General features: G+C 63.4%; 22 protein-coding genes and 1 tRNA gene. 8 read left to right on the top strand and 15 right to left on the bottom strand.

What is annotated here, in order from left to right:
- Nucleotides 1–130: 130 nt before the first annotated feature.
- From QEN71_RS24745 to QEN71_RS24735, 3 genes are all read right to left on the bottom strand, one after another.
- On the bottom strand, nucleotides 131–454 hold the full coding sequence (locus tag QEN71_RS24745; RefSeq protein WP_201653931.1) for a hypothetical protein: 324 nt from the start codon (nucleotides 452–454) through the stop codon (nucleotides 131–133).
- A 400-nt stretch (nucleotides 455–854) separates the two neighbouring features.
- Nucleotides 855–1,127 (bottom strand): hypothetical protein, encoded by a 273-nt coding sequence (locus tag QEN71_RS24740; RefSeq protein WP_201653934.1) that lies wholly within the window; start codon nucleotides 1,125–1,127, stop codon nucleotides 855–857.
- A gap of 455 nt (nucleotides 1,128–1,582) precedes the next feature.
- Nucleotides 1,583–1,657: transfer RNA gene (locus QEN71_RS24735), tRNA-Arg, on the bottom strand.
- A 122-nt stretch (nucleotides 1,658–1,779) separates the two neighbouring features.
- Between QEN71_RS24735 and QEN71_RS24730 the strand changes: the two genes are divergently transcribed.
- Nucleotides 1,780–2,520 carry a class I SAM-dependent methyltransferase gene (locus QEN71_RS24730; protein WP_201653937.1) on the top strand — a complete coding sequence of 247 codons (741 nt, stop codon included), beginning with the start codon at nucleotides 1,780–1,782 and terminating at the stop codon, nucleotides 2,518–2,520.
- Between the two features lie 112 nt (nucleotides 2,521–2,632).
- Here QEN71_RS24730 and QEN71_RS24725 read toward each other — a convergent pair whose 3' ends face one another.
- Nucleotides 2,633–2,815, bottom strand: a complete 183-nt coding sequence (locus tag QEN71_RS24725; RefSeq protein ID WP_028365620.1) for a rubredoxin — start codon at nucleotides 2,813–2,815, stop codon at nucleotides 2,633–2,635.
- Nucleotides 2,816–3,091: 276 nt separating this feature from the next.
- Here QEN71_RS24725 and QEN71_RS24720 point away from each other — a divergent pair, with 276 nt between their 5' ends.
- On the top strand, nucleotides 3,092–3,493 hold the full coding sequence (locus tag QEN71_RS24720; protein WP_201653940.1) for a DUF4399 domain-containing protein: 402 nt from the start codon (nucleotides 3,092–3,094) through the stop codon (nucleotides 3,491–3,493).
- A gap of 206 nt (nucleotides 3,494–3,699) precedes the next feature.
- The gene (locus tag QEN71_RS24715; RefSeq protein WP_201653943.1) at nucleotides 3,700–5,625 is read left to right on the top strand and encodes an ATP-binding cassette domain-containing protein; all 1,926 of its coding nucleotides are present in this window, start codon (nucleotides 3,700–3,702) and stop codon (nucleotides 5,623–5,625) included.
- A 21-nt stretch (nucleotides 5,626–5,646) separates the two neighbouring features.
- On the opposite strand, the gene QEN71_RS24710 is transcribed toward QEN71_RS24715, so the two are convergent.
- Both QEN71_RS24710 and QEN71_RS24705 read right to left on the bottom strand, forming a co-directional pair.
- Entirely contained in the window at nucleotides 5,647–6,006 is a 360-nt protein-coding gene (locus QEN71_RS24710) for a HepT-like ribonuclease domain-containing protein (RefSeq protein ID WP_233471979.1), read from the bottom strand.
- Nucleotides 6,003–6,293 carry a nucleotidyltransferase family protein gene (locus QEN71_RS24705; RefSeq protein WP_201653946.1) on the bottom strand — a complete coding sequence of 97 codons (291 nt, stop codon included), beginning with the start codon at nucleotides 6,291–6,293 and terminating at the stop codon, nucleotides 6,003–6,005. Before QEN71_RS24705 ends, QEN71_RS24710 begins: the two co-directional genes overlap by 4 nt.
- A 361-nt stretch (nucleotides 6,294–6,654) precedes the next feature.
- On the opposite strand from QEN71_RS24705, the gene QEN71_RS24700 reads away from it, so the two are divergent.
- From QEN71_RS24700 to QEN71_RS24690, 3 genes are all read left to right on the top strand, one after another.
- A complete protein-coding gene (locus QEN71_RS24700; protein ID WP_201653949.1) occupies nucleotides 6,655–8,640 on the top strand; it encodes a DNA topoisomerase IV subunit B in 1,986 nt (661 codons plus the stop codon).
- A 58-nt stretch (nucleotides 8,641–8,698) separates the two neighbouring features.
- On the top strand, nucleotides 8,699–11,020 hold the full coding sequence (gene parC / locus QEN71_RS24695) for a DNA topoisomerase IV subunit A (protein WP_201653952.1): 2,322 nt from the start codon (nucleotides 8,699–8,701) through the stop codon (nucleotides 11,018–11,020).
- Nucleotides 11,021–11,210: 190 nt separating this feature from the next.
- Nucleotides 11,211–11,669: a CopD family protein gene (locus QEN71_RS24690; RefSeq protein ID WP_201653955.1), complete on the top strand. Its 459-nt coding sequence runs from the start codon at nucleotides 11,211–11,213 to the stop codon at nucleotides 11,667–11,669.
- An 86-nt stretch (nucleotides 11,670–11,755) separates the two neighbouring features.
- Here QEN71_RS24690 and QEN71_RS24685 read toward each other — a convergent pair whose 3' ends face one another.
- The 8 genes from QEN71_RS24685 to QEN71_RS24650 form a co-directional block, all read right to left on the bottom strand.
- Nucleotides 11,756–12,973 (bottom strand): chromate transporter, encoded by a 1,218-nt coding sequence (locus QEN71_RS24685; RefSeq protein WP_201653958.1) that lies wholly within the window; start codon nucleotides 12,971–12,973, stop codon nucleotides 11,756–11,758.
- 178 nt (nucleotides 12,974–13,151) lie between these two features.
- Nucleotides 13,152–15,527, bottom strand: coding sequence for a bifunctional diguanylate cyclase/phosphodiesterase (locus tag QEN71_RS24680; RefSeq protein WP_201653961.1), 2,376 nt, complete (start codon nucleotides 15,525–15,527; stop codon nucleotides 13,152–13,154).
- Between the two features lie 253 nt (nucleotides 15,528–15,780).
- A complete protein-coding gene (locus tag QEN71_RS24675; protein WP_201653964.1) occupies nucleotides 15,781–16,020 on the bottom strand; it encodes a hypothetical protein in 240 nt (79 codons plus the stop codon).
- Between the two features lie 13 nt (nucleotides 16,021–16,033).
- Nucleotides 16,034–16,924, bottom strand: a complete 891-nt coding sequence (locus QEN71_RS24670) for a PhzF family phenazine biosynthesis protein (RefSeq protein WP_201653967.1) — start codon at nucleotides 16,922–16,924, stop codon at nucleotides 16,034–16,036.
- 142 nt (nucleotides 16,925–17,066) lie between these two features.
- The gene (locus QEN71_RS24665) at nucleotides 17,067–17,525 is read right to left on the bottom strand and encodes a RidA family protein (protein WP_201653969.1); all 459 of its coding nucleotides are present in this window, start codon (nucleotides 17,523–17,525) and stop codon (nucleotides 17,067–17,069) included.
- A 115-nt stretch (nucleotides 17,526–17,640) separates the two neighbouring features.
- Nucleotides 17,641–18,837: an aminotransferase-like domain-containing protein gene (locus QEN71_RS24660; RefSeq protein WP_201653972.1), complete on the bottom strand. Its 1,197-nt coding sequence runs from the start codon at nucleotides 18,835–18,837 to the stop codon at nucleotides 17,641–17,643.
- A 64-nt stretch (nucleotides 18,838–18,901) separates the two neighbouring features.
- The gene (locus QEN71_RS24655) at nucleotides 18,902–19,807 is read right to left on the bottom strand and encodes a DMT family transporter (RefSeq protein ID WP_201653975.1); all 906 of its coding nucleotides are present in this window, start codon (nucleotides 19,805–19,807) and stop codon (nucleotides 18,902–18,904) included.
- 30 nt (nucleotides 19,808–19,837) lie between these two features.
- Nucleotides 19,838–20,518, bottom strand: coding sequence for a VOC family protein (locus QEN71_RS24650; protein WP_201653977.1), 681 nt, complete (start codon nucleotides 20,516–20,518; stop codon nucleotides 19,838–19,840).
- 416 nt (nucleotides 20,519–20,934) lie between these two features.
- On the opposite strand from QEN71_RS24650, the gene QEN71_RS24645 reads away from it, so the two are divergent.
- A complete protein-coding gene (locus QEN71_RS24645) occupies nucleotides 20,935–22,404 on the top strand; it encodes an aminotransferase-like domain-containing protein (protein ID WP_201653980.1) in 1,470 nt (489 codons plus the stop codon).
- Between the two features lie 135 nt (nucleotides 22,405–22,539).
- Nucleotides 22,540–24,432 (top strand): molecular chaperone HtpG, encoded by a 1,893-nt coding sequence (gene htpG / locus QEN71_RS24640; RefSeq protein ID WP_201653983.1) that lies wholly within the window; start codon nucleotides 22,540–22,542, stop codon nucleotides 24,430–24,432.
- A 91-nt stretch (nucleotides 24,433–24,523) separates the two neighbouring features.
- On the opposite strand, the gene QEN71_RS24635 is transcribed toward htpG, so the two are convergent.
- Complete coding sequence (locus QEN71_RS24635) at nucleotides 24,524–24,790, bottom strand: hypothetical protein (RefSeq protein WP_201653986.1); 267 nt, start codon at nucleotides 24,788–24,790, stop codon at nucleotides 24,524–24,526.
- Nucleotides 24,791–24,954: the final 164 nt, after the last annotated feature.

Genomic DNA, 24,954 nt, shown 5'->3' with positions numbered 1-24,954 from the left:
GTCGCCGGGTGTTCGCGCTGCTGGCAGCAGCTTCGTGGATGGACGCGCGTCGGGTCAATGAATGTTAAATGCACACGGCGCGGCGAACCTGCGGCGGAGTGGTCCACCGCTGTCGCGTCAGGCTCGGCTTTCAGCGCTTGCGGCCTACGCGATGGCGATTCGCGTCGCGCGACGCTGCGGGCCGCGCGGTCGGCACGGGCAGCGGCGCCAGTTCCTTCGTGCACAGGTCGTCGAGCTGCAGCAGCAGGTCGTCGAGTGCGCAGAGCTGGGAATTGGTCAGATGCTCGGCTTCGAGCAGTTCGAAGAGGCGCCGGCGCCAGTAATCGGCGGGGAGAATCGCCCCACCCAGGTCGCCATGCAACGAAGGCCGCATGACGCGGGCAATGTGCGCGATGTCCTGATCGATCAGAGTCGATTTGAACGATCCCGCCGACGAAGTGAGGTAAGTGTCCATGCCCGCACTACGGCAGGCCCGGAGAAAACTTTAGGGTCGGTCCGAAAATATTTTTGCGCGGCTTGCGCTTTATCCGGCGAATATCGCGCGGCGGCGGCCGCGATGACGGCTCAATTCACGTCAGCGCGAGGGCGATGCTGCAGGTCAGCACGACGATCATCAGGCCGGCGGCGACTGCGAGGTTGTACGGGTAGGGCATCGGTCGACCTGACGTATCCAGGGAGTGACGCAATGATAAGAGGATGCCGGCTGCCCGTCCTCAGACAAATGCCGCAGTAGGTGGGAGAGCGCACACTGGCTCGCGGCGCTCACGCGGAAGTCTTGTGCGGAGGACGTCCGGCGCGTGGCGGGATGTCCTCATGTGTGGCTTTTTAGCAGCGTGGCGGCGGCACGCGCCGCTTCACGCCGGCTGATCGGGATTCGCGCTGGTCGGCTGCGCGGCACCTTCGAGAAAGCGGCGCGTCGCTTCGAACGATTGCAGCATCTGGTCGGGCCACGGCGTCTGCAGCATGACGGCCTGGTGGTTTTCGAACGCGGAGGTCAGCAGCTTCGACAGTTCCGGCGAGTTGATGTGACGCAGCAGTACGCTGACGGCGATGGCCGTCGCCTGGCTGGCGCCTGCCGTTTGCAGTTCGGAAGTGGTGAGGGCGGCGAGTTGCTTGTTGATATCCATGAGATGTCCTTCGATGTACTGGCTGGTGGGACGCGAAATGCGTGATTTTGTCACGGGCGGGCGGCTTCGATGCGACGCGGCCGACGCGCGAATCTGCCGTCGAGCGGCGTCAGGCGGGCCCGTTCGGCTTTGACTATCAAAAAAGGGAACTGTGTTTTGGCAATTCCGATAGTTTTCTTTGCGGAGCGAGCCGGTAGACTTGTTACAAATGTTTCGCTCTGGAGTCGATCATGCTCGCTACCTTCTTTGTGCTTTGGCCGTTTGCCGCCGCGTCGCTGTTCGCGCTCGCCCGATTCTTCGATCAGCAGGACCAGCGACTGGCCAGGGTTCAGGTGGTGCGCCGGCGTTGATCGGCTGTCGAGTCGGGATGACGCTGTAGCAAGCTGTAGCAAACAAAAAACCCGCAAAGCGCGAGCTGTTGCGGGTTTTTCATTTGGCGTCGTCCGTCGCCGATGTGGTCCCCCCGACAGGAATCGAACCTGTATCTAGCGCTTAGGAGGCACTCGTTCTATCCATTGAACTACGGGGAGGGGCCGCCGACGAGCGCAGAGTATAGCAAATCGACCGCTCGCCAAAGGGGCTTTCGGCGCGCCCAGGCATGACGGCAAGCACATCGTGGCGTGTCGTGTGTGACGCGGCTACCATCGCCGGCATGACCGATTCACATTACTCCGATCCGCGCCTCGTCGCCCTTTACGACGCGCTCAATCCGTTCGCCGACGACACCCGCTTCTACCTCGATCTTGCCGCGCGCACGCAAGCGTCGCGCGTCGTCGATATCGGCTGCGGCACGGGCCTGCTCGCGTGTGAACTGGCCCTGCGAGGCCACGCCGTGACGGGTGTCGATCCGTCGCGCGCGATGCTCGATGTCGCGCGCCGAAGGCCGGGCGCCGGGCAGGTGGAATGGATCGAAGGCGACGCCGTGCAGCTCGGCGCGATGAACGCCGATCTCGCGATGATGACAGGGCACGTCGCCCAGATTTTTCTCGACGACGCCAGTTTCGACGCCACGCTGGCCGCTGCGCACGCAGCGCTGCGTCCCGGCGGGAGGCTCGCGTTCGAGAGCCGCAATCCTCTGGTTTCGCCGTGGCTGGCGTGGACGCCGGATCAGTCGCGCCGGGTGACCGATGACACGCGGCTCGGCACCGTCGAAATCTGGCAGCAACTCATCGACGTGCAGTCGGGCCGCGTCCGGTTCGAGACCTGGTTTCGGTTCATCGGCAGAGACGAGACGGTCGTCTCGGTCAGCGAACTACGGTTCCGCACGCAGGCCGAACTCAGCGACGCGCTGCGCAAAGCAGGTTTCGGCGCGATGGAATGGTTCGGCGACTGGGCTAGGTCGCCAGTCGATGATGCGAGCCGCGAACTGATCGTCGTCGCGACGCGAGTCTGATCCCGGCGCGCGCGCCGCCAAAGGGCTCGCCGCCAAAAGCAAAGCGGTCCGTAGGCAGATGACCCACGGACCGCTCGATAACACCAGGGCGCTTCTGGAAGCGCGCCGTCGATCAGAACTCGACGACAGCAAATTCCGCCTTGCCCACGTCGCACAGCGGGCAGCGCCAGTCTTCCGGGATGTCGGCGAAACGCGTTCCCGCCGCAATGCCTTCCTCGGGCAAACCTTCCTCTTCGTTGTAGATCCAGCCGCAAATCAGGCAGACCCAGCTCTTGTATTCGATCACTTCACTCACGACACACGCTCTTCATTGATTCGATGCAAAATCCGCCAATCTGCCCCTTTATTGTGCATGCCGGCGGCGACCCGCAATATTACCGGAATTCACCGGAAGCCCAGCGCTTTCCGTTCCGTTTACCGTTTCAGATCAATGCGAAGCGGCGTCGGGCGGGACGATCCGTGCGTCGGCGGGCGCAGGTCGAGCGTGTATCCTTTCAATGCGGTTGTGGCCGTGCGCGAATGCGCTGATGCGCGCCGCGCCCGTCGAGCCGCTCTAGCCAAGGAGAAAACGATGCTGAACAAGAAATGGTGGGCCGGCGCAGCGTGCGCGGGCATGCTGGTCATGTCGGGCGTGGCGCAGGCCGCGGGCGTCTCCTTCGTCGAGCCGAAGGATGGCGCGACGGTGAGCAACCCCATCCATGTGAAATTTGCCGTCGAAGGCATGAAGATCGCCCCTGCCGGGACGATGACGGAAGGCACGGGGCACCATCATCTGATCGTCGACGGACAGCCGCTGCCGAAGGGCGAAGTGATTCCAGCCAACGACAAGTCGCTGCATTTCGGCAAAGGGCAGACGGAAACCGAGCTGACGCTGCCGCCCGGCGATCACACGCTGACGCTCGATTTCGGCGACGGCGCGCACCGCTCGTACGGTCCCGACATGAGCAAGACGATCACGATTCACGTCAAGTGAGTCGAGGCGCTTTCTGGCGCGACGTTGCGCGCCGGAAAGCTGCCGCCATCGCGCACGGGTGATCAGCGGGCGTTCGCGTTTTCAGACTGACGACGCATTCGCGTCATTCGTCCTATGCCATCTGCCGACGCGTCACCCGTCAGCGTCCGCAGCGCCGACCGGTACAATGAGCGCTTCCGACTCATCGCTGGTTTCCTCACTTTCCCATGTCGCTTTACACCATTACGGGCGCGCAACTGGCGTTCGGCCACGTCGCGCTGCTCGATCACGCGGATTTCTCTCTCGAAGCCGGCGAGCGCGTCGGGTTGATCGGCCGCAACGGCGCGGGCAAGTCGTCGCTGCTGAAGATCGTCGCCGAGCTCGCGAAACCGGACGACGGCCTGATCACGCGCCAGCAGGAGCTCGTCACCGTATATGTGCCGCAGGAACCCGAGTTCGACGGCGACGTGTCGGTGTTCGATACGGTCGCGGCGGGTCTCACGCGGGCAAGCGCGTTGCTCGACGAATACAACACGGTCGCGCACGAGCTGGCGGAAACGCCGGAAGGCGCGCAGCACGACGCGTTGCTCGCGCGCATGAACGTGCTGCAATCGTCGCTTGATGCAACGGACGCCTGGAACTGGCGCACGCGCGTCGCCACGACGCTCGCGCAGATCGGTCTCGACGGCGATGCGCGCGTCGGTTCGCTGTCGGGCGGCATGCAGAAGCGCGTGGCGTTGGCGCGCGCGCTCGTCGTGCAGCCGGACGTGCTGCTGCTCGACGAACCGACCAACCATCTGGACTTCGACGGCATCCGCTGGCTCGAAGAATTGCTGGTTTCGCAGCGCGCCGGCCTGCTGTTCATCACGCACGACCGCGCGTTTCTCGATCGCGTCGCGACTCGCATCGTCGAACTAGATCGCGGGCGTCTGCTGTCGTATCCGGGCAATTTCTCGGCTTACCAGACGCGCAAGGCGCAGCAGCTCGAAGTGGAACGCGTCGAAAACGAGAAGTTCGACAAGCTGCTCGCGCAGGAAGAAGTGTGGATTCGCAAGGGCGTCGAGGCGCGGCGTACGCGCAGCGTCGGGCGGATCGCGCGGCTCGTGCAGATGCGCAACGAACGCGCGGAACGCCGCAACGTGCAGGGCAATGTGAAACTCGACGTCGGGCAGGGCGAAAAATCCGGCAAGATCGTCGCCGAGCTCACGGACGTGACGAAGCGCTATGGCGAGCGCACGGTCGTCGACCGCTTCACGGCCACGGTCATGCGCGGCGACAAGATCGGTTTCATCGGTCCGAACGGCGCGGGCAAGACGACGCTGCTCAAGCTGATTCTCGGCGAACTGCAGCCGGACGAAGGCAACGTGCGCGTCGGCACTAACCTGCAGGTCGCCTACTTCGACCAGATGCGCGCGCAGCTCGATCTGGAAAAGAGTCTCGCCGACACGATCAGCCCGGGCAGCGACTGGGTCGAGATCAATGGCCAGAAGAAGCACGTGATGAGCTATCTCGGCGACTTCCTGTTCGCGCCGGAGCGTGCGCGGTCGCCCGTCAAATCGCTGTCGGGCGGCGAACGCAACCGGCTGCTGCTGGCGCGTCTCTTTGCGCGGCCGGCGAACGTGCTGGTGCTCGACGAACCGACCAACGACCTCGACATCCCGACGCTCGAACTGCTCGAAGAACTGCTCACGGACTACGACGGCACGGTGCTGCTGGTGAGCCACGACCGCGCGTTCCTCGACAACGTGGTGACGTCGGTGATCGCTTCGGAAGGCGGGGGCAAGTGGCGCGAATATGTCGGCGGCTTTACGGACTGGCAGATCCAGCGCGACCGTTCGGAGCAGATCGCGCAACAGGACGCGCCCAAAGAGCAGCCGAAGGAAGCCGCGCCCAAGGACAGCGCGGCCGGTCGCAACGCCCAGCGAACCGTGAAGCTTTCATTCAAGGAACAGCGCGAGCTGGAGGCACTGCCAGGACAGATCGCGGCGCTCGAAGCGGAGCAGAAGGCGATCGGCGCGCAGATCGAAGAAGGTTCGATCTTCGTCAAGGACGCGCAGGAGGGCGCGCGGCTGACCGAGCGCTATGCGGCCATCGACGACGAGCTGCTCGTGGCGATCGAGCGGTGGGATGAACTGGAGAGCAAGAAGAAGTAAGTGGCGGCACGTGGGCAGGCGTTAAGGCGTCTGCTCGCGAATCCTTGCAATTTGCTCTTTCAGCACAGGCAGATCACGCACGATGGTTTGCCAGACCACGGCTGGATCCACCGAAAAGTAACCGTGCGAGATCCGATTGCGCATCAGGTACATGTCTTCCCAAGGTACATCTGCATGCCTCGCCGCGAAGTTCGCGTGATGGCGTTCCACGTTGCGCGCGGCTTCGCCAATGATCTCCAGATTGCGGATTGGGGCGTCCTGCACGAGTGACTCGGCGGCAAAGGCGTCTGACGTCATGCCGCGCGTGTAACGTTCAATTCTGCCGATCGCTTCGAGCATGTGATCGAGGTAGTCGGCGATACGCAAATCGTTTTTCTTCACACCGGCACCGCCTCGCTGACAACTTGCGTACGGAACGATTCGGGCAAGGCCAACGGCGTTAGAACGTCGACCGAAACGCCGAGCAAGGCTTCGAGCCGCCGCTGGATGCGCGCGATATCAAGCAAACTCGTCTCCGGCGTCGGATCGACGAGCAGATCGAGGTCGCTGTCTTCGCTATCTTCGCCAGTGGCGGCCGAGCCGAACACGCGCGCATTGCAGGCATGATGGTCGGCGACGATGCTTCGGATTTCAGCGCGATGCCCGCGCATGGCCTCGGAAGGTTTCACCTCGACACTCCGAAAAGGTAACTGGTTGGCACGAATATACCGAATATCGATGTCACTGTGCCCGATGCAACAGATTCCCCCTCAATCGCCCTACACCCCTCATCTAAATTGCCCCGCGCATCGAAATCAGTAAAATACCCGCGGACCTGCTTCCCACGGTCGTTCCAGCGTATCGTCCGAAACCGGGCTGGCCGGAAAACCGCGGAAAGCAGATCGGGCAAACCGAAAACCGCTGCACGCAAGTCGCGCAGCACACACACTCCGTTGTTTCGTTTCGCTTTTTTTGAAAACTCAACGCATTGTCCACGCACCTGTCCACAGGACATGTGGACAACGATGAACCGACGGACCTGAGTAAGCCATGTCAACGAAAAAGCCAAACGCCGCATATAGCGAAGCATCGATCAAGGTGCTCAAAGGCCTGGAGCCGGTCAAGCAGCGGCCCGGCATGTACACGCGCACCGAAAATCCGCTGCACATCATTCAGGAAGTCATCGACAACGCGTCCGACGAAGCGCTCGGCGGCTACGGCCGTCAGATCACTGTCACGCTGCACGCCGATCATTCCGTTTCCGTCGACGACGACGGCCGCGGCATCCCATTCGGCATGCACCCGGAAGAAGGTGTCCCCGTCGTCGAAATCGTCTTCACGCGCCTGCACGCAGGCGGCAAGTTCGACAAGGCGGCCGGCGGCGCGTACACGTTCTCGGGCGGCCTGCACGGCGTCGGCGTGTCGGTGACGAACGCGCTGTCCACGCGCCTCGACGTGACCGTCTGGCGCGACGGCAAGGTCGCCGAACTGAGCTTCTCGCACGGCGACGTCGTCAAGCCGCTGCAGGTGCGCACCGCGACGAAGGCCGACAAGAAGTCGGGCACGCGCGTCACCGCGTGGGCCGATCCGAAATACTTCGATTCGCCGAATCTGCCGCTCGGCGAACTGCAACGCCTGCTGCGCTCGAAAGCCGTGTTGCTGCCGGGCGTCGAGGTCGTCCTCGTCAACGAAAAGACGGGCGAGCGCCAAAGCTGGAAATACGAAGACGGCCTGCGCGGCTATCTGATGGAAGGCATGGCGGGCAGCGATCTGCTGATCCCGCTGTTCGAAGGCGAGCGCTACGCGGAAAGCTCGCGCTCGAACGAAGAAACCTTCGCGGAAGGCGAAGGCGCGGCGTGGGTCGTCGCGTGGAGCGAAGAAGGGCCGCTCACGCGCGAATCCTACGTCAACCTCATTCCGACGCCGGCGGGCGGCACGCATGAAGCCGGCCTGCGCGACGGTCTTTTCCAGGCTGTAAAGAGCTTCGTCGAACTGCACAACCTGCAGCCGAAAGGCGTCAAGCTGCTCGCGGAAGACGTGTTCGCGCGCGTGTCGTTCGTTCTGTCCGCGAAGGTGCTCGACCCGCAGTTCCAGGGGCAAATCAAGGAACGTCTGAATAGCCGTGATGCCGTGAAGCTCGTGTCGTCGTTCGCGCGGCCCGCGCTCGAACTGTGGCTCAACCAGCACGTCGAGCACGGCAAGAAGCTCGCCGATCTCGTCATCAAGCAGGCGCAGGCCCGCACGCGCGCCGGCCAGAAGGTCGAGAAGCGCAAGAGTTCGGGCGTCGCCGTGCTGCCGGGCAAGCTGACGGATTGCGAATCGACGGAAATCGGCCGCAACGAACTGTTCCTCGTCGAGGGCGATTCGGCGGGCGGTTCGGCGAAGATGGGCCGCGACAAGGAATATCAGGCCATCCTGCCGTTGCGCGGCAAGGTGCTGAACACCTGGGAAACCGAACGTGACCGTCTGTTCGCCAACAACGAAGTGCACGACATTTCCGTGGCGATCGGCGTCGATCCGCACAACCCCGACGACACCGTCGATCTGTCCAATCTGCGCTACGGCAAGATCTGTATCTTGTCCGATGCAGACGTCGACGGTTCTCACATTCAGGTGCTGTTGCTGACGCTGTTCTTCAAGCACTTCCCGCAACTGATCGAGCGCGGTCACGTGCATGTCGCGCGTCCGCCGCTGTTCCGCGTCGATGCGCCCGCGCGCGGCAAGAAGCCGGCGCAGAAGCTGTACGCGCTCGACGAAGGCGAACTCGAAGCGATTCTCGACAAGCTGCGCAAGGACGGCGTGCGCGAATCGCAGTGGTCGATCAGCCGCTTCAAGGGTCTCGGCGAAATGAGCGCCGAGCAGCTATGGGACACGACGATGAACCCGGACACACGGCGCCTGTCGCCCGTTGCACTCGGCGAACTCGACTTCGACGCGACCGTCGCGCGCATGACGATGCTGATGGGCAAGGGCGAAGCGGCGTCGCGCCGTAGCTGGCTCGAAGAGAAGGGCAACCAGGTCGAAGCGGATATCTGAGCGCAGGCGTGCATCTAGAAAAACGATGCACGCGCGCCAACAAGGACACGGAATCTAGATGGACGACAACACTCCCGATCTGTTTACCGAGCCGGCCGCGCCCGAAGGCGACGTGCTGACGCTCGGCAACTACGCGGAACGCGCGTACCTCGACTACGCGGTGAGCGTGGTGAAGGGCCGCGCGCTGCCCGACGTCTGCGACGGCCAGAAGCCCGTGCAGCGCCGCATCCTGTACGCGATGAACGAGATGGGTCTCGGCGACAACGCGAAGCCGGTGAAGTCGGCGCGCGTGGTCGGCGACGTGCTGGGTAAATATCACCCGCACGGCGACCAGTCGGCGTACGACGCGCTCGTGCGTCTCGCGCAAGACTTCTCGATGCGCTATCCGCTGATCGACGGCCAGGGCAACTTCGGCTCGCGCGACGGCGACGGCGCGGCGGCGATGCGATACACGGAAGCGCGCCTCACGCCGATCGCGAAGCTGCTGCTCGACGAAATCGATCAGGGCACCGTCGATTTCATGCCGAACTACGACGGCTCGTTCGAAGAACCGAAGCTGTTGCCCGCGCGTCTGCCGTTCGTGTTGCTGAACGGCGCATCGGGCATCGCGGTCGGTCTCGCGACGGAAATCCCGTCGCACAATCTGCGCGAAGTCGCGGCGGCCGCCGTCGCGATGATCCGCAATCCGAAGATGACGCACGCGGATCTGATGCAGCACGTTCCGGGGCCGGACTTTCCGGGTGGCGGCCAGATCATTTCGAGCGAAGCGGAAATCTCGCAGGCGTATGAGACGGGCCGTGGCAGTCTCAAGGTGCGCGCGCGCTGGAAAATCGAAGATCTTGCGCGCGGTCAGTGGCAACTCGTTATCACCGAATTGCCGCCGAATACGTCTGGTCAGAAGGTGCTCGAAGAGATCGAGGAGCAGACGAATCCGAAGATCAAGCTCGGCAAGAAGTCGCTGACACCGGAACAGTTGCAGACGAAACAGACGCTTCTCGGTCTGCTCGACGCGGTGCGCGACGAGTCGGGCAAGGACGCGCCCGTGCGTCTGGTGTTCGAGCCGAAGTCGAGCCGTATCGATCAGACCGAGTTCGTCACTACGCTGCTCGCGCATACGAGCCTCGAATCGAACGCGACGCTGAACCTCGTGATGGTTGGCGCGGATGGCCGTCCGCGTCAGAAGGGCATCGGCGAGATATTGCATGAGTGGATCGGCTTCCGCTTCGTGACGGTCACGCGCCGTACGCAACATCGTCTGAACAAGGTCAACGACCGGATTCACATCCTCGAAGGCCGGATGATCGTCTTTTTGAATATCGACGAAGTCATCCGCATCATTCGCGAATCGGACGAGCCGAAGGCCGCGCTGATCGACGCATTCAAGCTGTCCGATCGCCAGGCCGAAGACATTCTCGAAATCCGGCTGCGTCAATTGGCGCGTCTCGAAGCGATCAAGATCGAGAAGGAACTGGCCGAACTGCGCGACGAAAAAGCGAAGCTCGAAGAACTGCTCGGCAGCGAGCCGGCGATGAAGCGGCTGCTCATCAAGGAAATCGAAGCCGACGCGAAGCAATACGGCGACGACCGCCGCACGCTGATCCAGCAGGAAAAGCGCGCGACCTTCGAAGCGCGTGTGGTCGATGAACCCGTTACCGTGGTTGTCTCGCAGAAGGGCTGGGTGCGCGCGCTGAAGGGCCACGGGCTCGACCCGGCGGGCTTCACGTTCAAGGCGGGCGACGGTCTCTACGCGGCGTTCCAGTGCCGCACGCCCGACATGTTGATCGCGTGGGGCAGCAAGGGGCGCGTGTATTCCGTCGCGGTGGCGCAGTTGCCGGGCGGACGTGGTGACGGTGTACCCGTCACGTCGCTGATCGAGCTCGAATCGGGCACGCATCTGATGCACTATTACGCGGCGTCGGCGGATCAGGCGTTGCTGCTGGCGTCGTCGAATGGCTTCGGCTTTATCGCGAAGGTCGGCGACATGGTGAGCCGCGTGAAGGCCGGCAAGGCGTTCATGACGATCGACGACGGCGCGACGCCGCTCGCGCCGATGCCGATGCTGCCCGACGCGACGCAGGTCGCGTGTCTGTCGGGCGGCGGGCGTCTGCTGGTGTTCGGCCTCGACGAGATGAAGACGCTGTCGGGCGGCGGACGCGGCGTGATCCTGATGGCGCTCGATCCGAACGAAGCGCTCACGCAGGCGCTGGCGATCAGCAAGGCGGGCGTCGTGCTGCAAGGCGTGTATCGCAACAAGCCGACGGAAGAAGAGCTGTCCGGCAAGGCGCTCGAACCGAACGTCGGCAAGCGCGCGCGCAAGGGCCGTTCGCCGGATACGAAGCTGAAAGAGGTGACGTCGCTGCGTCCGGTGCTGCCGGGCTAAAGCGGCAAGCGAAGTCAAGCGCTGTGAGCGGGGTCTCTCACGGCGCAACACCCTACGACAAAAGAAAACAGCGCAGCGAATGAACTGCGCATAATGTCGCTGGTCGAACGCGGTCATTGGTGCATGTCAATGACCGCGTTTTTCGACGGGACATCACGGCAGCGCGCTACATCGGGAATGGAAAACAACTATGAACAAGGCGATTGAAGTCGCGCTCTTTCTGCATCTGCTGGGTGTCGCCGTGTGGATCGGCGGCATGATATTCGCGCATTTCTGCCTGCGTCCGGCACTCGAAGACCTCTCGCCGCAATTGCGTCTTCCGCTGTGGGAATCGGTGTTCGGCCGCTTCTTCAACTGGGTCGGCGTGTCCGTGCTCGTCATTCTGCTGACGGGCGGTTTCCTGCTGATGCAATTCGGCGGCGGCCATGCAACCTGGCAGCTTCACGCGATGGCGGGCATCGGCATCGTGATGATGCTGATCTTCGGGCATATCCGCTTCGCCGTCTTTCCGCGTATCCGTCGCGCAGTGCAGGCGCAGAAGTGGCCCGATGGCGCGCGTGCCGTGGGAACGGTCCGACGTCTGGTCGTCGTGAATCTGGTGCTGGGCATCGTGACGATCGGCGTTGCGGTGATGTCGCGCGGGTTCTGATCGCTGCCGCAACGCACGCCGCGTTTCAAACGAAAAGCGCCGCATATGCGGCGCTTTTTCATTGGCGGTCGCCAAACGACACTACGTCATCCCACGTGCCCGAAGTACAGCCACACACCGCACGCAACGGCGACCGATCCATATACCGCATACACAGGCAGCTTCAGCTTGGCGAAGCACACGCCCGAAAACAGCGCCGTCACGAGATAGGCCGGCTCGAACGGTACGTTACGCACGATCCGCAACACGGCGACGGCGAGAAAGGCCGTCGTCACTGCGCGCAGCACGCGCATGCCGTGCTCGAAACGCGGGTTCATCTTCAGTTGATGCAGGTGGCGCTGCGCGAGCACGACAAGGCAGCCCGACGGCACGAACAGCGCGATCGTCGCGATGATCGCGCCGCGCCATCCTTCGACCAGATAGCCGAAGAACGGCACCACGTTGAGCAGCGGTCCCGGCGACAGGGGCGACAGCGAAAAGGCCAGCGTGAACTCGTTATCGGTGACGCCGACAGTTGGCGTGACGAAGAGCGTCTTCAACACGGGCAGTGCGGAGAAACCGCCGCCGAACAGCGTCAGTCCCGCGCCTGCAAGTCTTGGCCACAGCAGCGCGACGTCATAGCGATGCGGCAACGGCAGCGCGAAAATCAGCAGCAGCACGCACAGGCCGATCAGCAACCGCCAGTCGCCGGCGCTGAGCGTGGTCGACAGACGCGCGCCGCGCGCGTCGCTGCGTACCCAGCCCGACATGAACGCCGCGCCGAGTATGCCGATGTACGCGGCAGGCGTATGCGCGCCAATCAACGCGATGCTGCCGAGTATGGCCGCTGCCCATTCGAGCCGGCCACGCACGAGCGAGCGCGTCTGCTTGTACCAGGTGACGCCGATCAGCGTCGCGAGCACGACGCTGAAATGGTTGAGCAAGGTTTGCGAGGCGACCTCGCGGACGATCGGCGTCTGGTAGAAGATCGCGAACGCCGTCATCAGCATGAAGAAGGGGAGCACGCTCGCAAGCCCGGCGACCCAGGCGCCCGCGCGTCCGCGCAGCACATGACCGAGCTGCACCGCGACGTTGCAGCCCACTGGCCCCGGCACCATCCACGCGAGTGCGACGATGTCGGAGAAAGCGAGGCGCGTGAGGCGCTCCTCGCGTTCGACGTAGTGGTTCTCCAGTTGCGCCATCAGCGCGAGTCCGCCCCACGAGAGCGCGGACAATCCAAACACGACGCGAAACAGCGTCCAGAGCGGCTCGCGCTCGTTGCATCGCGTTGTTTCGTCTCCTGCGGGCGCGTGTAGCGCCGTCATTTGCCGGGCTGGCCGCATGCGAACACCTGTTGGGCTGATTTCTTATGCGGCGCGCGCCGTCGATGGCCGCGACAGCGCGCGCTGAGGTCATGCGCGGTCGAGCAAAGTCGCCCGAATTGCGTTGCTACCGTTCATCCTTCTGGCCGACGCATCGCCTGTTGCGTCGAATGATGCGCGCTCAGGCCGATTCGTTGCTCGTGCTGGTGTTCGCGGCATCGCTGGTGCTGTCCGTGTCGCTGCCGTGCGCACGATGCGCACCGTGCATGCCACAGACGCCGAAGCGTTCGAGCAGCGCCGGAATAGCGTCGGCGGGCACGGGCCGCGAAAACAGGAAACCTTGCGCCTCGATATGCCCAAGCGCCGCGAGCCACGCGATCTGTTCTTCCGTCTCCGTGCCTTCCACCACGACCGTCAGCCCCAGCGAGCGCGCGAGGTTGACGATGGCCGTGACCATCACGCAGACGCTGCGGTCGCCGGGAATGGCCTGCACGAACGAGCGGTCGACTTTCAGCGTATCGACCGAGAAGCGGTTCAGATAGGACAGCGACGAATAACCGGTGCCGAAGTCATCGAGTGCGATGCGCACGCCGAGCCGCTTCAACGCGAAGATCTTTTCGGAGACGAGATCGGGGTACTCCATCATCGCCGTCTCGGTGATTTCGAGTTCGAGGCGGCGCGCAGCGATGCCCGTTTCCTCGATGGCTTGCGAGATCGTTTCGTACAGGTCGCCGCGCCAGAACTGTACCGCCGAAATATTCACGGCAAGTGACAGCGTGTCGTAACCCTGTTGCTGCCACTGCGCGAGCTGCCGGCACGCGGTGCGGATCACGAAATCGCCGATGGGCACGATCAGGCCCGTCGATTCCGCGACGGGGATGAATTCGTTCGCGGGAATCAGGCCGTGCTGCGGATGGTTCCAGCGCACGAGCGCCTCGAAGCCGGTGATGCAGCGGCGCGCGAGGTCGATCTTCGGCTGATAGGCGAGGAACAGCTGCTGGTCGGCGAGCGCGACGCGTAGCTGCTGCTCCCACTTCATCAGATGGTCCGCGCGATGCGACAGATGCGGCGAGTAGAACTGATAGCAGTTCTTGCCCGCGTCCTTCGCGCTGTACATCGCGAGGTCGGCTTTTTTCAGCAGGTCGATTTCGCTTTCGTTCGCGACCGAGTAAAGCGCGATGCCGATGCTCGCATGCAGTACGAACGAACTGCCGCGTACTTCGAACGGCTTCGCGAAGACTTCGATGATCGCTTCCGCGAGCGTGACCGAGCGCTTCTCGACATCGTCTCCCTTGATCACGACGACGAACTCGTCGCCACCGATGCGCGACAGCGCGCCCGAGTCGGCGACGGCATCGGCGAGGCGCGCGGCCGTCATTTGCAGCACGATGTCGCCGGCGTTGTGGCCGAGCGTGTCGTTGACGGTCTTGAAGTTGTCGAGGTCGATGAAGAGGATGGCAAGACGCCCGACGTTGGCCGGCTGCGCGACTTCGTGACGCAGGCTCTGCAAGGTCGAGTAGCGGTTGCGCAGCCCTGTGAGCAGATCGAATTCGACGAGATGCGTCATCTCGCGCTCGCGTCCGAGCAGCTTGCCGATCAGACCCGTGGCGACGGCGAAGAAGCCGAGCATCGCGAGCGAGATAAAGCTCGCCATCAGCAGATAGACGTTGCGCGTGTGGTTGTAGTCAGCGAATTCTTCGGCCTGTGACAGTCCGACGAGCACGCCGAGCGGATAGCCGTCGATATGCCGGTACGACACGATGCGCGTCACGTTGTCGATCGAATCGACATAGGTGCCCGACACGTGTTCCGACGTGGGATAGACACCCGTCGCCGTGAACACGCCTTGCGCATGCTCCGAGTTGCCCGTGCGGCGCGCGAGCACCGAGCCGCTGTCCGAGATCACGGCGATCACGCCGTCGCGACCGATGGCCGCGTTGTTGTAGAAGTCGCTCGTGAAGTAGCTCGGGTCTTCGGAGACCACCACGACGCCCGCGAACGAACCGTCGGGATGATTCAGGCGACGCGTCATCTGCAAGGTCCAGTGGCCGGATACGCGGCCGAGCACGGGCTTGCTGATGAACAGCTGGTCGTCGTTCTCGTGTTCGTGGACCTTGAAGTGCTCGCGATCGGACAGGTCGATCGGTTTCGGATTCGTCTCTGCCGTATTCGCGATCAGCTTGCCATGCTCGTCGATCAGCGACACCTGCACGAGCGTTTCGCTTTGCACGACGCCTTTTTCGACTGTGCTCGCGAGATCGAAACGGCCAGGCGTTTTCTCGAATTCGAACTTGACGAAGCGCGTGATCTGGTCGACCTGGTGAATCGCCTTCACCGTATGCTGTTCGAGCGCCGCCGAGAGAATCGCGGCCGACGCCATGGCCTCGCGATACGTGGTTTCCTTCTCAACCGACAGTCGCGCGAAGATCACCGTCCATAGCAGCACGAGCACCAGCACGCCGAGCGCGGGAATCGCGAGCAGCGCGCGTCGGCGGGTTCCCGCGGGATCGAGGCGATGCCTGACGTCGCGCGCGGAAGAGAGGCGGAACTGATTCATCGGCTGGACCGTGACCCTGTGCCTTGCGGCTATGCTTGTGTTGCGGTGTGTGCGTTTCAGTTGACTGCGCGAATGTTAAAGCAACCGGCTGTTTCGACGGATTGATACGCCGCAACTGCCGGGTGGAAGCAGGGGCGTGGTGGCGAGCCGGACCACCCGTTGGTCATCGGTAATGATTTGATATTACTGAATGGGCAATAATTAAGGAAGGGCTCGCGCATCGGGTATACGCTCGTCCGGGCGGGCATGCGTGTCATGCTTGCGCGAACGCCGCGCGCTGCCCGGACAGGCGCGCCAGCCGTGCGTTTGAAAGGAGTCGTCGAAAACCCGCAGGCGAACAGCGTCGACGGAATGGAAGTTCGACAGCCATCATGACAACGCGGCCATTCATGCAGTCTGCATGAATGGCCGCGTTGGCGTTGAATTGGATCGTTCTATGTGTGCGCATCGGATCGACTTTTAGAACATCCAGGTGACGCGCGAATGTCAGCATGCGCTCCCGCCGGTCACGGCAGACGAAACGTGCCGTCGACGATCGTCACGGAAGCGCCGCCGATCCATATCTTGTTCGCTGCGTCGTCATAGCGGACGTAGACGTTGCCGGCGCGGCCGAGCGCTGTGCCCTGACGTACCGTGTATTGCATGCCGGGCCGCGTGTTCTGCGCGGTCAGCAGTCCGGCGAGCGCGGCGTTCGCGCTACCCGTCACAGGGTCTTCCCCGATGCCGAGGCCGCCGCCCATCATCAGACAGCGCAACTCGAAGGTGGCCGGGCCGTTAGCCTCATGCGGACCGTACACCGCGAGGCCGCGCGCGCCTACGGTCAGCGCGACACGCCCGAGCGCCGCCACATCGGGATCGAGCGCGAGACATGCCGCCGCCGAATTCATACGGACGACGAGCCATTGCGGACCGTTGTCGACGGCACATGGCTGAGCGGTGAAATCGATTGCATCGCTGCGCAGCGCTTCTGCGAGCGCAGCGTACTCGCTGTCGGCGAGCGGCGTGACGCGCGCTGGCGGCGCGGCGAATGCCCACACGCCGTCGCGGCTATTGTCCTGCGTCAGTTCGATCAACCCTGCCGCGCATTGCTGCACCATACGGCCGGGCTGCTTCGGCTGGTTGCCCGCTTCGCGCCATGCGTGCGCCGAGCCGAGCGTCGGATGACCCGCGAAGGGCAACTCGCCGTGCGTCGTGAAGATGCGCACGCGATAATCGGCCGACGGGTCGGTCGGCTGTAGCAGAAACGTTGTTTCCGACAGATTCGTCCAGTGTGCGATGGCCTGCATCTGTTCGGTGTCGAGACCGTCCGCGTCGAAAATCACCGCGAGGGGATTGCCCTTGAACGGCACCGACGTGAACACGTCGACCTGTTTGAAGCGAACGGTTTGCTCTTGCATCGTCTGTTTCCTGTTTGATGACACGCACACACATGAAAAACGCCGCCGATGATGTGTTCACATCATCGACGGCGTGTTCGTATCAGTGTTCGATCCCGACGCGTAGTGTTCGCGCCGAACACTTTGCGACGATCGCTGACGCTTACTGAACTTCAGCGATCAGTTCGATTTCGACGCACGCGCCGAGCGGAATCTGCGCGACGCCGAATGCCGAGCGCGCATGCTTGCCTTGCTCGCCGAACACGTCGGCGATCAGTTCCGATGCGCCGTTCGTCACGATGTGCTGTTCCGTGAAATCGAGCGTCGAGTTCACGAGGCTCATCAGCTTGACGACGCGCGTCACGCGGTTCAGGTCGCCGACATGTGCGTGCAGCGTCGCGAGCAGATCGATCGCGATCGAGCGCGCAGCAGCTTTGCCTTCTTCCGTGCTCAGGTTGTCGCCGAGCTTGCCGACCCACACCTTGCCGTCTTTCTTCGCGATGTGGCCGGACAGGTAGACCGTGTTGCCGCTTTGCGCGCTCATCACGTAAGCAGCAGCGGGCGCGCCCGCGACGGGCAGTTCGATGCCCAGTTCCTTCAGCTTGTCATATACGTTAGCCATGACGTGTCCTCGTCGATGAATGGAAAGAGTCGTTCAGCGTGCGCGCAGCCGACGGTGAACAGGTGTCGGCTACGCGCAGCATGAGCGATGCGCTTTGCGCATCCTACGGTATGTCTCAAACGCGCGCGCGGATGAGTTCCGCGAGGCGCGCGACGCCTTCGTCGATCTTCGCGGGAGGCACGGTGACGAACGACAGACGCAGCGTGTTGTGCTGCGCTTCGTTCGCGAAGAACGGGCCGCCCGGCACGAACGCGACATTCTGCGCGACGGCTTCTTCGAGCAGCTTCATCGTATCGATGTGCTTCGGCAGCGACACCCAGATGAACATGCCGCCTTCGGGACGATTCCACGTCACGCCTTCCGGCATGTAGCGTTCGAGCGAGCCGAGCATCGCTTCGCACTGGTCGCGATACAGCGCGCGGATCTTCGGCACGTGCGTATCGAGGAAGCCGTCTTTCACGACTTCGTGCACGATGCGCTGCGTGAAGCTCGGCGTGTGAAGGTCGGTTGCCTGCTTGGCCTGCACGAGCTTGAAGTGCAACTCTTCGGGCGCAATGATGTAGCCGATGCGCAGGCCCGGCGCGAGCACCTTCGAGAACGAACCGAGATGCACGATGTGATCGGGCGCCATCGACAGCATGGTCGGCAGCGGCTCGCCCTTGTAGTCGAGCGCGCCGTACGGATCGTCTTCGATGACCGGGAAGGGCGCCGTTTTCGCGAATTCGGCGAGCGCGCGGCGGCGCTCGATAGGCAGACGGCGGCCCGTCGGATTCTGGAAGTTCGGCTGCGCGTACAGCAGGCGCGCGCCCTTCGTCAGTTCGGGCGTGAGGCCTTCGGGGATCAGGCCGTTATCGTCGGTCGGCACCTGCACGTAGTGCGGCTCGTACATCGAGAACGACTGCAGCGCGCCGAGATACGTCGGCGTTTCGACGAGCACCGGGCTTTCCGGGCAGACCAGCACCTTGCCGAGCAGATCGAGCGCCTGTTGCGAGCCCGTCGTGATCAGCACCTGCGAAGCGCGGATTTGCGCGCCGTTCACCGAATAACGCTGCGCAACCCATTCGCGCAGCGGCAGATAGCCTTCCGTCGCGCTGTACTGGAGCGCGGCGGCGGGCGAATCGCGCAGGATGCGGTCGCTGGCGGCGCGCATTTCCTCGGCCGGGAAGGTGGCCGGCGACGGCAGACCGCCCGCGAACGAAATGACCTCGGGCCGCTCGGTGACCTTCAGGATTTCGCGGATCGCCGAGCTGGTCAGCTTGCGAGCGCGTTCGGACAGTTGCCAGGTCGGGGCATTGAGGTCGCTTTGATTCATGGTCTCCTCGTCGGTGTAGCAGGAACAGGTGGTCGGTCAAAAGAGGGATTATCGCGCGAACTGGTCAGGCCGCGCGAACTGGCCGGACGGCCGTATGCACGGCGGCCTTGCGGCCCAGCATCACGGTGGCGATTACGGCGGCCGCGAAAATCCATGTGATGGGCGTGACGTTCTCGCCGAAAAAGAGCGCCGAGAACGCCATCGTGAAGAAAATCTGCAGCAGTTGCACCTGGCCGACGCGAGCGGTGCCGCCCATCGCCAGGCCCGCGTACCACGCGAAAAAGCCGACGAACTGCGAGAAAAGCGTCACGTAGCCGAACGCGAGCCAGGTTTTCAGCGCGACGGGGCCGGGATGCGTGACGTGCTGTTCCCAGCCGAGCCACGCGACGGGCACGAGCAGGAACGGCGCGGACACGACGAGCGCCCAGCAGATCACCTGCCAGCCGCCGATCTGCCGCGCGAGCCGCGCGCCTTCCGCGTAACCGAGCGCGCCGATGCCGACGGCGACGAGCATCAGCAGATCGCCCGCCTGGAACGCGCCGCCGCCCGCCTGCAACGCGAACGCGACGACAATTGCGCTGCCCGCGATGGCGCTCGCCCAGAACCCCTTCGACGGCCGCTCGTGCGACAGCCACGCGGCATAGATGGCGACGCACAGCGGCTGCAAGCCGTTGACGACGGCGCCGTGCGACGCCGGCACGCTCTTCATCGCCCACGCGGAAAACACCGGAAACGCGACGATCACGCCGAGCGACACGACGGCGAGGCTCTTGATCTGCGGCCACGTGGGCAGTTTTTCGCGGCGCACGGCGAGCAGTACGGCAGCGGGAACGGAAGCGGCGAGCGCGCGGCCCAGGCCGTTCAGCAGCGGGCTGAATTCGGCGACGACGATGCGGGTCATCGGCAGCGTCAGGCTGAAGATCATCACGCCGATCAGTCCGAGCAGCATGCCTTGGGTTTCGCGCTTCATTGCTTCTGTGTCTCCGTGGGTTATGTCAGGTTACTTGAGCGTTCGCAGCCCGTCCGGGGTTTCGATGTCGGCGGCGAGGGCGGGTGCGCCGTCCGTGCTTTCCAGCGCGATCAGCTGCGCCGCGCCGAGCCAGTGCAGCTGCTGCGCGATGGTTTCCGCCTGCGGATGCCAGCCCTTCAGCGCTTTCAGCGCGAGGCCCGTTTCCGGCAGCACATCGGACGGATGGCGCGGCGTGTCCCATTGAATCAGCGACGGCACGACGCCGTCGCCCGCGCCTTGCCACGACGGGAACGCGCCGTTGTCGGCGACCGTCAGGCTCCAGGTGAAATCGCCGCGCGTCATCGGCACGACGGTCGAAATGCGCTCGGGATACTGCTGTTGCCACAGTGCCAGATTCTTCGGCCGATCGACGCGCGCGACCCAGTGCGACAGATACGGCCCGTTTTCGAGGCGCGCGTGCGTCGCGGGATCGTCGAGCGCGAAGAGGCGGGCCCGGGCGTTCGCGGGCTCGTCGGCGTCGGGATCGATCGCGATCACTTCCAGATACGCGCCGCCCCACAGGTTCAGCAGCCGGTTATGGGTGCGCATCGACGGATGCGCGCCGCCGCCCGACGGCGCAACGCCGAGCGTATCGGCGACGTATTGCGTGCCTTCGTCGAGCGTTCGGGCGGTGATAACGAGGTGATCGATTCGAAGCGTGTGTGCTGTCATGGCGGCAAGTGGGCGGTCGTTCTGCTGGCGGACGCGGTGGCTGGCGACCAAGTCTGTCGCGAGCGGGGCAGCCCGGGGTCAATCCGTAAGAATAACCGTTCGGCTTGCGGCCCGGCCATGCGCAGTGCGGCAAGGCCGGTATCAGCGGGTTTTGCGCCGCGGCGGGTGGAGCGGGCAAAAAGGGGTTAAACGGCGGCGGGTCTACAACACGAAACGGCGGAACGTCGATTCAAATGTACCGACAGTGACCGGCACAGTAACGGTACAATCCCAGCGATACTGTTCGGTACAGTTGTCTGTCCGTCTGATGGACTTCTGTCCGCGCATCGGATATGCGGGGTACGGCCGGTTCTTCCAGTTATCCGGCTGCCCGCCAAGTCTCGACGTTGCCCTTGCAGCACCCGCTGGAGTTCGCCATGTCCGTCCCGCTCGACCTGATTCCCGCACCACACGACGCCTCGGCGCTGACGCTCGTCGATCAGCTCGTGCAGTGGGCGCGCCGCCGCATCGAGGAGCGCGTGTTCCGTCCCGGCATGCGCATGCCGTCGATCCGCAAGCTCGCGCTCGACAAAGGCGTGTCGCGCTTCACGGTCGTCGAGGCGTACGAGCGGCTGGTCGCGCAGGGCTACCTGGATTCGCGGCGCGGCTCGGGCTTCTACGTGCGCGAGCGGCTGGCGGGCGGCCCACTGCCCGTCGAACGCCGTCTTTCGTCCAATGAAGTGTCCGACGCCGCGCCCGCGCCCAGCACGATCGATGTCGTCTGGCTGCTGCGCAACATGCTGCACACGTCGACGCGTCCCGAACGCGGCCCCGGCCTCGGCTATCTGCCGTCGCGCTGGCTCGACGGCGAGCTGATCACGGGCGCGCTGCGCACGCTCGGACGCCAAAGCGGCGCGCAGATGCTCGGCTTCGGCACGCCGCAAGGCTTTCTGCCGCTGCGCCAGCAGTTGCAGACGCGGCTCGAAGAACTGGAGATCGGCGCGTCGCCGGAGCAGATCGTGCTCGTGTCGGGCATTACGCAGGCCATCGACCTGATCGCGCGGCTCTACGTGCAGCCGGGCGACTCGGTGATCGTCGGCGATCCGGCGTGGTTCCAGATGTTCGGGCGCTTCGCGTCGCAGGGCGCGCGGCTGGTCGGCATGCCATACACGCCGGACGGTCCCGATCTCGACGCGCTCGAAACGCTCGTGCAGACGTGGCGCCCGAAAATGCTCGTCATCAACTCGGTGTTGCAAAACCCGACGGGCACGTCGCTGACGGCGGCGCAGGCGTTCCGCATCTTGCGGCTCGCGGAGGAATACGACTTCATCGTCGTCGAAGACGATATTTACGGCGATCTCTGCCCGCCGGGCTTTCCCGCGACGCGGCTCGCGAGCCTCGATCAGCTCAAGCGCGTGATCTATCTCGGCAGTTTCTCGAAGACGCTCGCGGCGAATCTGCGGGTCGGTTTCATGGCGTCGTCGCCGGATGTGGCGAAGGCCGTCACGGACCAGAAAATGCTGGTCGGCATGACGACGCCCGAACTGAACGAGCGCGTGCTCTACAAGATCCTGACGGAAGGGCACTATCGCCGGCATGTGGAGCGGCTGCGCGCGCGGCTCGACACGGTGCGCGACAAATCCGTACGGATGCTCGAAAAAACCGGTTTGCGGATGTTCCAGACCCCCGCCGCCGGCATGTTCGTGTGGGCCGATACGGGCGTCGATGCCGATGCGCTCGCAGCGGCCGGGCACGAGGAAGGGTTTCTACTGACGCCGGGAAGCCTGTTCTCGCCGCAGCAGTCGCCGACCACGTGGATGCGCTTCAACGTCGCAAATTGCGGCGATCCCGCGCTGCCAGCGTTCCTGTGCCGTTATCTGGACGGCGTCGCGCGACGGGCGTCATAGACTTGCCGCCGGCCTCTTGAATCCGCGGCGCGCGCCCCCATTTGTGCGGGCAACGTCTGTAGCGCGCGCCGCTCGTACAGATGCATTCAGCTTCGAATCCCCGAATCAACCTGCAATAGAAGAGGAAAACTGACCATGGCACAAGAAACCATGAGCTTTCAGGCAGAAGTGAAACAGCTTCTGCACCTGATGATCCATTCGCTGTACAGCAACAAGGAAATCTTCCTGCGCGAACTGATTTCGAACGCATCGGACGCGGCGGACAAACTCCGCTTCGAAGCCATCGAAAACAGCGCGCTGTATGAGAACGATCCGAATCTGCGCATCCGCGTGTCGTTCGACAAGAACGCCCGCACCATCAGCATCGACGACAACGGCATCGGTATGAACCGCGACGAAGCCGTCGCGAACCTCGGCACGATCGCGCGCTCGGGCACGAAGGAATTCTTCGGCAAGCTCTCCGGCGACCAGCAGAAGGACGCGGCGCTGATCGGCCAGTTCGGCGTCGGCTTCTATTCGGGCTTCATCGTCGCGGACAAGATCACGGTCGAAACGCGCCGTGCGGGCGTGCCCGCAGCGGAAGGCGTGCGCTGGGTCAGCGCGGGCGAAGGCGATTTCTCGGTCGAGACGATCGAGCGCGCGCAACGCGGCACGACCATCACGCTGCATCTGCGCGCCGACGAAGACGAGCTGCTGTCCACCTACAAGCTCAAGTCGATCATCCAGAAGTATTCGGATCACGTCGCGCTGCCCATCCTGATGCAGAAGGAAGAGTGGGACGCCGAAAAGAGCGAGATGGTCGCGAAGGACGAAGACGAGACCGTCAACCAGGCGAGCGCGCTGTGGACGCGCGCGAAGAGCGACATCACGGAAGAGCAGTACAAGCAGTTCTACCAGCATCTGTCGCACGATCATCAGGATCCGCTGACGTGGACGCACAACCGCGTGGAAGGCCGCAGCGAGTACACGCAACTGCTGTACGTGCCGTCGCACGCACCGTTCGACATGTGGAACCGCGATCATCGCGGCGGCCTGAAGCTGTACGTGAAGCGCGTTTTCATCATGGACGACGCCGAGCAGTTGCTGCCCACGTATCTGCGTTTCGTGAAGGGCGTGGTCGATTCCGCCGATCTGCCGCTGAACGTGTCGCGCGAACTGCTGCAGGAAAGCCGCGACGTGAAGGCGATCCGCGAAGGCGTGACCAAGCGCGCGCTGTCGATGCTCGAAGAACTGGCGAACTCGGAAGAAGCCGCCGAGAAGGAAAAGTACACGACGTTCTGGAAAGAATTCGGCCAGGTGCTGAAGGAAGGCATCGGCGAAGACTTCTCGAACAAGGAGCGCATCGCGAAGCTCGCGCGTTTCGCGTCGACGCATAACGACTCGTCGGAGCAGAACGTGTCGCTGACGGATTACGTCGCGCGCATGAAGCCCGAGCAGTCGAAGATCTATTACGTCACGGCGGATACGTACCAGGCCGCGAAGAACAGCCCGCATCTCGAAGTGTTCCGCAAGAAGGGCGTCGAAGTGCTGCTGCTGACGGATCGCGTCGATGAATGGATGCTGTCGTTCCTCACTGAATTCGACGGCAAGCCGCTGCAAAGCGTCGCGCGCGGCGACCTCGATCTCGGTCAGCTGAACGACGAGGAAAAGCAGGCGCAGGAGAAGGTCAGCGAAGAGCTGAAGCCTTTGGTCGAGCGCATGAAAGAAGCGTTGAAGGACAAGGCGAAGGATGTGCGTCTGACGTTCCGTTTGACGGATTCGCCGTCGTGTCTCGTTGCCGACGAAGGCGATATGAGCGGCTACCTGCAGCGCATGCTGAAGGCGGCCGGCCAGAATGCACCGACGTTCAATCCGATTCTCGAAGTGAATCCCGAACACGCGCTGGTGAAAAACCTGCATACGGATAACGCGAACTTCGACGACTGGTGTCATCTGCTGTTCGATCAGGCGTTGCTCGCGGAAGGCGGCTCGCTGGAAGATCCGGCGAGCTTCGTGAAGCGGACGAATGCATTGCTGCTCGCCCGTTGATTTGAGCTTTATCCGTTGTTGTTGAAAAAATGCGCTGCTTCGGCAGCGCATTTTGTTTGTGCGCGACAGCCCGTGCGCGTGCTATTTGAACTCAGCGCGCCAGCGAAGCCCCTTCATGCTGCCGCACCTGCGCGAGCACCGAACCCGCCAGTTCCTTCGCTTCGGCACACGCGTGATGATCGGCGAGCACATGTGAAGCGAGCTCGCCGATCGCCGCGCTCGTATGTTTGCTCGTGTGATGCTGCGCGAGCGCGGAGCCCGCGAGTTCCTTTTCGGTTTTGGACGCGCTGTCGCGTCGTAGAACGATGGCGGCGAGATGCGCGATGCGGTCCGAAGTGGATTTGTCGTTGGCGTTCAATGGATGCTCCCTGACGAATGGATGAAGTATCGAGCGTCATGCGCTCGCTATTCATCTTCACGTTGGGCGTGTATCGCCGGATGCGGACATGGCTGAAACACATGGTCGTCGATTCCGCAAAAGTTCGCGACATGTCTGCCTGAAAGGCCCGCGTTTTCCGCGCC

Source organism: Paraburkholderia sabiae, assembly GCF_030412785.1.
GTDB classification, from domain to species: domain Bacteria; phylum Pseudomonadota; class Gammaproteobacteria; order Burkholderiales; family Burkholderiaceae; genus Paraburkholderia; species Paraburkholderia sabiae.
The sequence above is the reverse complement of the archived record's forward strand: the minus strand, read 5'-3'. Positions and strand labels throughout refer to the sequence as shown.

What these genes read in the sequence shown, in the direction of transcription:
- QEN71_RS24685 (WP_201653958.1), bottom strand. Translation starts at nt 12,973, where the DNA reads ATGACGGCGCTACACGCGCCCGCAGGAGACGAAACAACGCGATGCAAC.
- QEN71_RS24660 (WP_201653972.1), bottom strand. Translation starts at nt 18,837, where the DNA reads ATGAATCAAAGCGACCTCAATGCCCCGACCTGGCAACTGTCCGAACGC.
- QEN71_RS24680 (WP_201653961.1), bottom strand. Translation starts at nt 15,527, where the DNA reads ATGAATCAGTTCCGCCTCTCTTCCGCGCGCGACGTCAGGCATCGCCTC.
- QEN71_RS24655 (WP_201653975.1), bottom strand. Translation starts at nt 19,807, where the DNA reads ATGAAGCGCGAAACCCAAGGCATGCTGCTCGGACTGATCGGCGTGATG.
- QEN71_RS24675 (WP_201653964.1), bottom strand. Translation starts at nt 16,020, where the DNA reads ATGCTGACATTCGCGCGTCACCTGGATGTTCTAAAAGTCGATCCGATG.
- QEN71_RS24665 (WP_201653969.1), bottom strand. Translation starts at nt 17,525, where the DNA reads ATGGCTAACGTATATGACAAGCTGAAGGAACTGGGCATCGAACTGCCC.
- QEN71_RS24720 (WP_201653940.1), top strand. Translation starts at nt 3,092, where the DNA reads ATGCTGAACAAGAAATGGTGGGCCGGCGCAGCGTGCGCGGGCATGCTG.
- QEN71_RS24715 (WP_201653943.1), top strand. Translation starts at nt 3,700, where the DNA reads ATGTCGCTTTACACCATTACGGGCGCGCAACTGGCGTTCGGCCACGTC.
- QEN71_RS24745 (WP_201653931.1), bottom strand. Translation starts at nt 454, where the DNA reads ATGGACACTTACCTCACTTCGTCGGCGGGATCGTTCAAATCGACTCTG.
- QEN71_RS24700 (WP_201653949.1), top strand. Translation starts at nt 6,655, where the DNA reads ATGTCAACGAAAAAGCCAAACGCCGCATATAGCGAAGCATCGATCAAG.
- htpG (WP_201653983.1), top strand. Translation starts at nt 22,540, where the DNA reads ATGGCACAAGAAACCATGAGCTTTCAGGCAGAAGTGAAACAGCTTCTG.
- QEN71_RS24650 (WP_201653977.1), bottom strand. Translation starts at nt 20,518, where the DNA reads ATGACAGCACACACGCTTCGAATCGATCACCTCGTTATCACCGCCCGA.
- QEN71_RS24670 (WP_201653967.1), bottom strand. Translation starts at nt 16,924, where the DNA reads ATGCAAGAGCAAACCGTTCGCTTCAAACAGGTCGACGTGTTCACGTCG.
- QEN71_RS24730 (WP_201653937.1), top strand. Translation starts at nt 1,780, where the DNA reads ATGACCGATTCACATTACTCCGATCCGCGCCTCGTCGCCCTTTACGAC.
- QEN71_RS24645 (WP_201653980.1), top strand. Translation starts at nt 20,935, where the DNA reads ATGTCCGTCCCGCTCGACCTGATTCCCGCACCACACGACGCCTCGGCG.
- parC (WP_201653952.1), top strand. Translation starts at nt 8,699, where the DNA reads ATGGACGACAACACTCCCGATCTGTTTACCGAGCCGGCCGCGCCCGAA.
- QEN71_RS24740 (WP_201653934.1), bottom strand. Translation starts at nt 1,127, where the DNA reads ATGGATATCAACAAGCAACTCGCCGCCCTCACCACTTCCGAACTGCAA.
- QEN71_RS24690 (WP_201653955.1), top strand. Translation starts at nt 11,211, where the DNA reads ATGAACAAGGCGATTGAAGTCGCGCTCTTTCTGCATCTGCTGGGTGTC.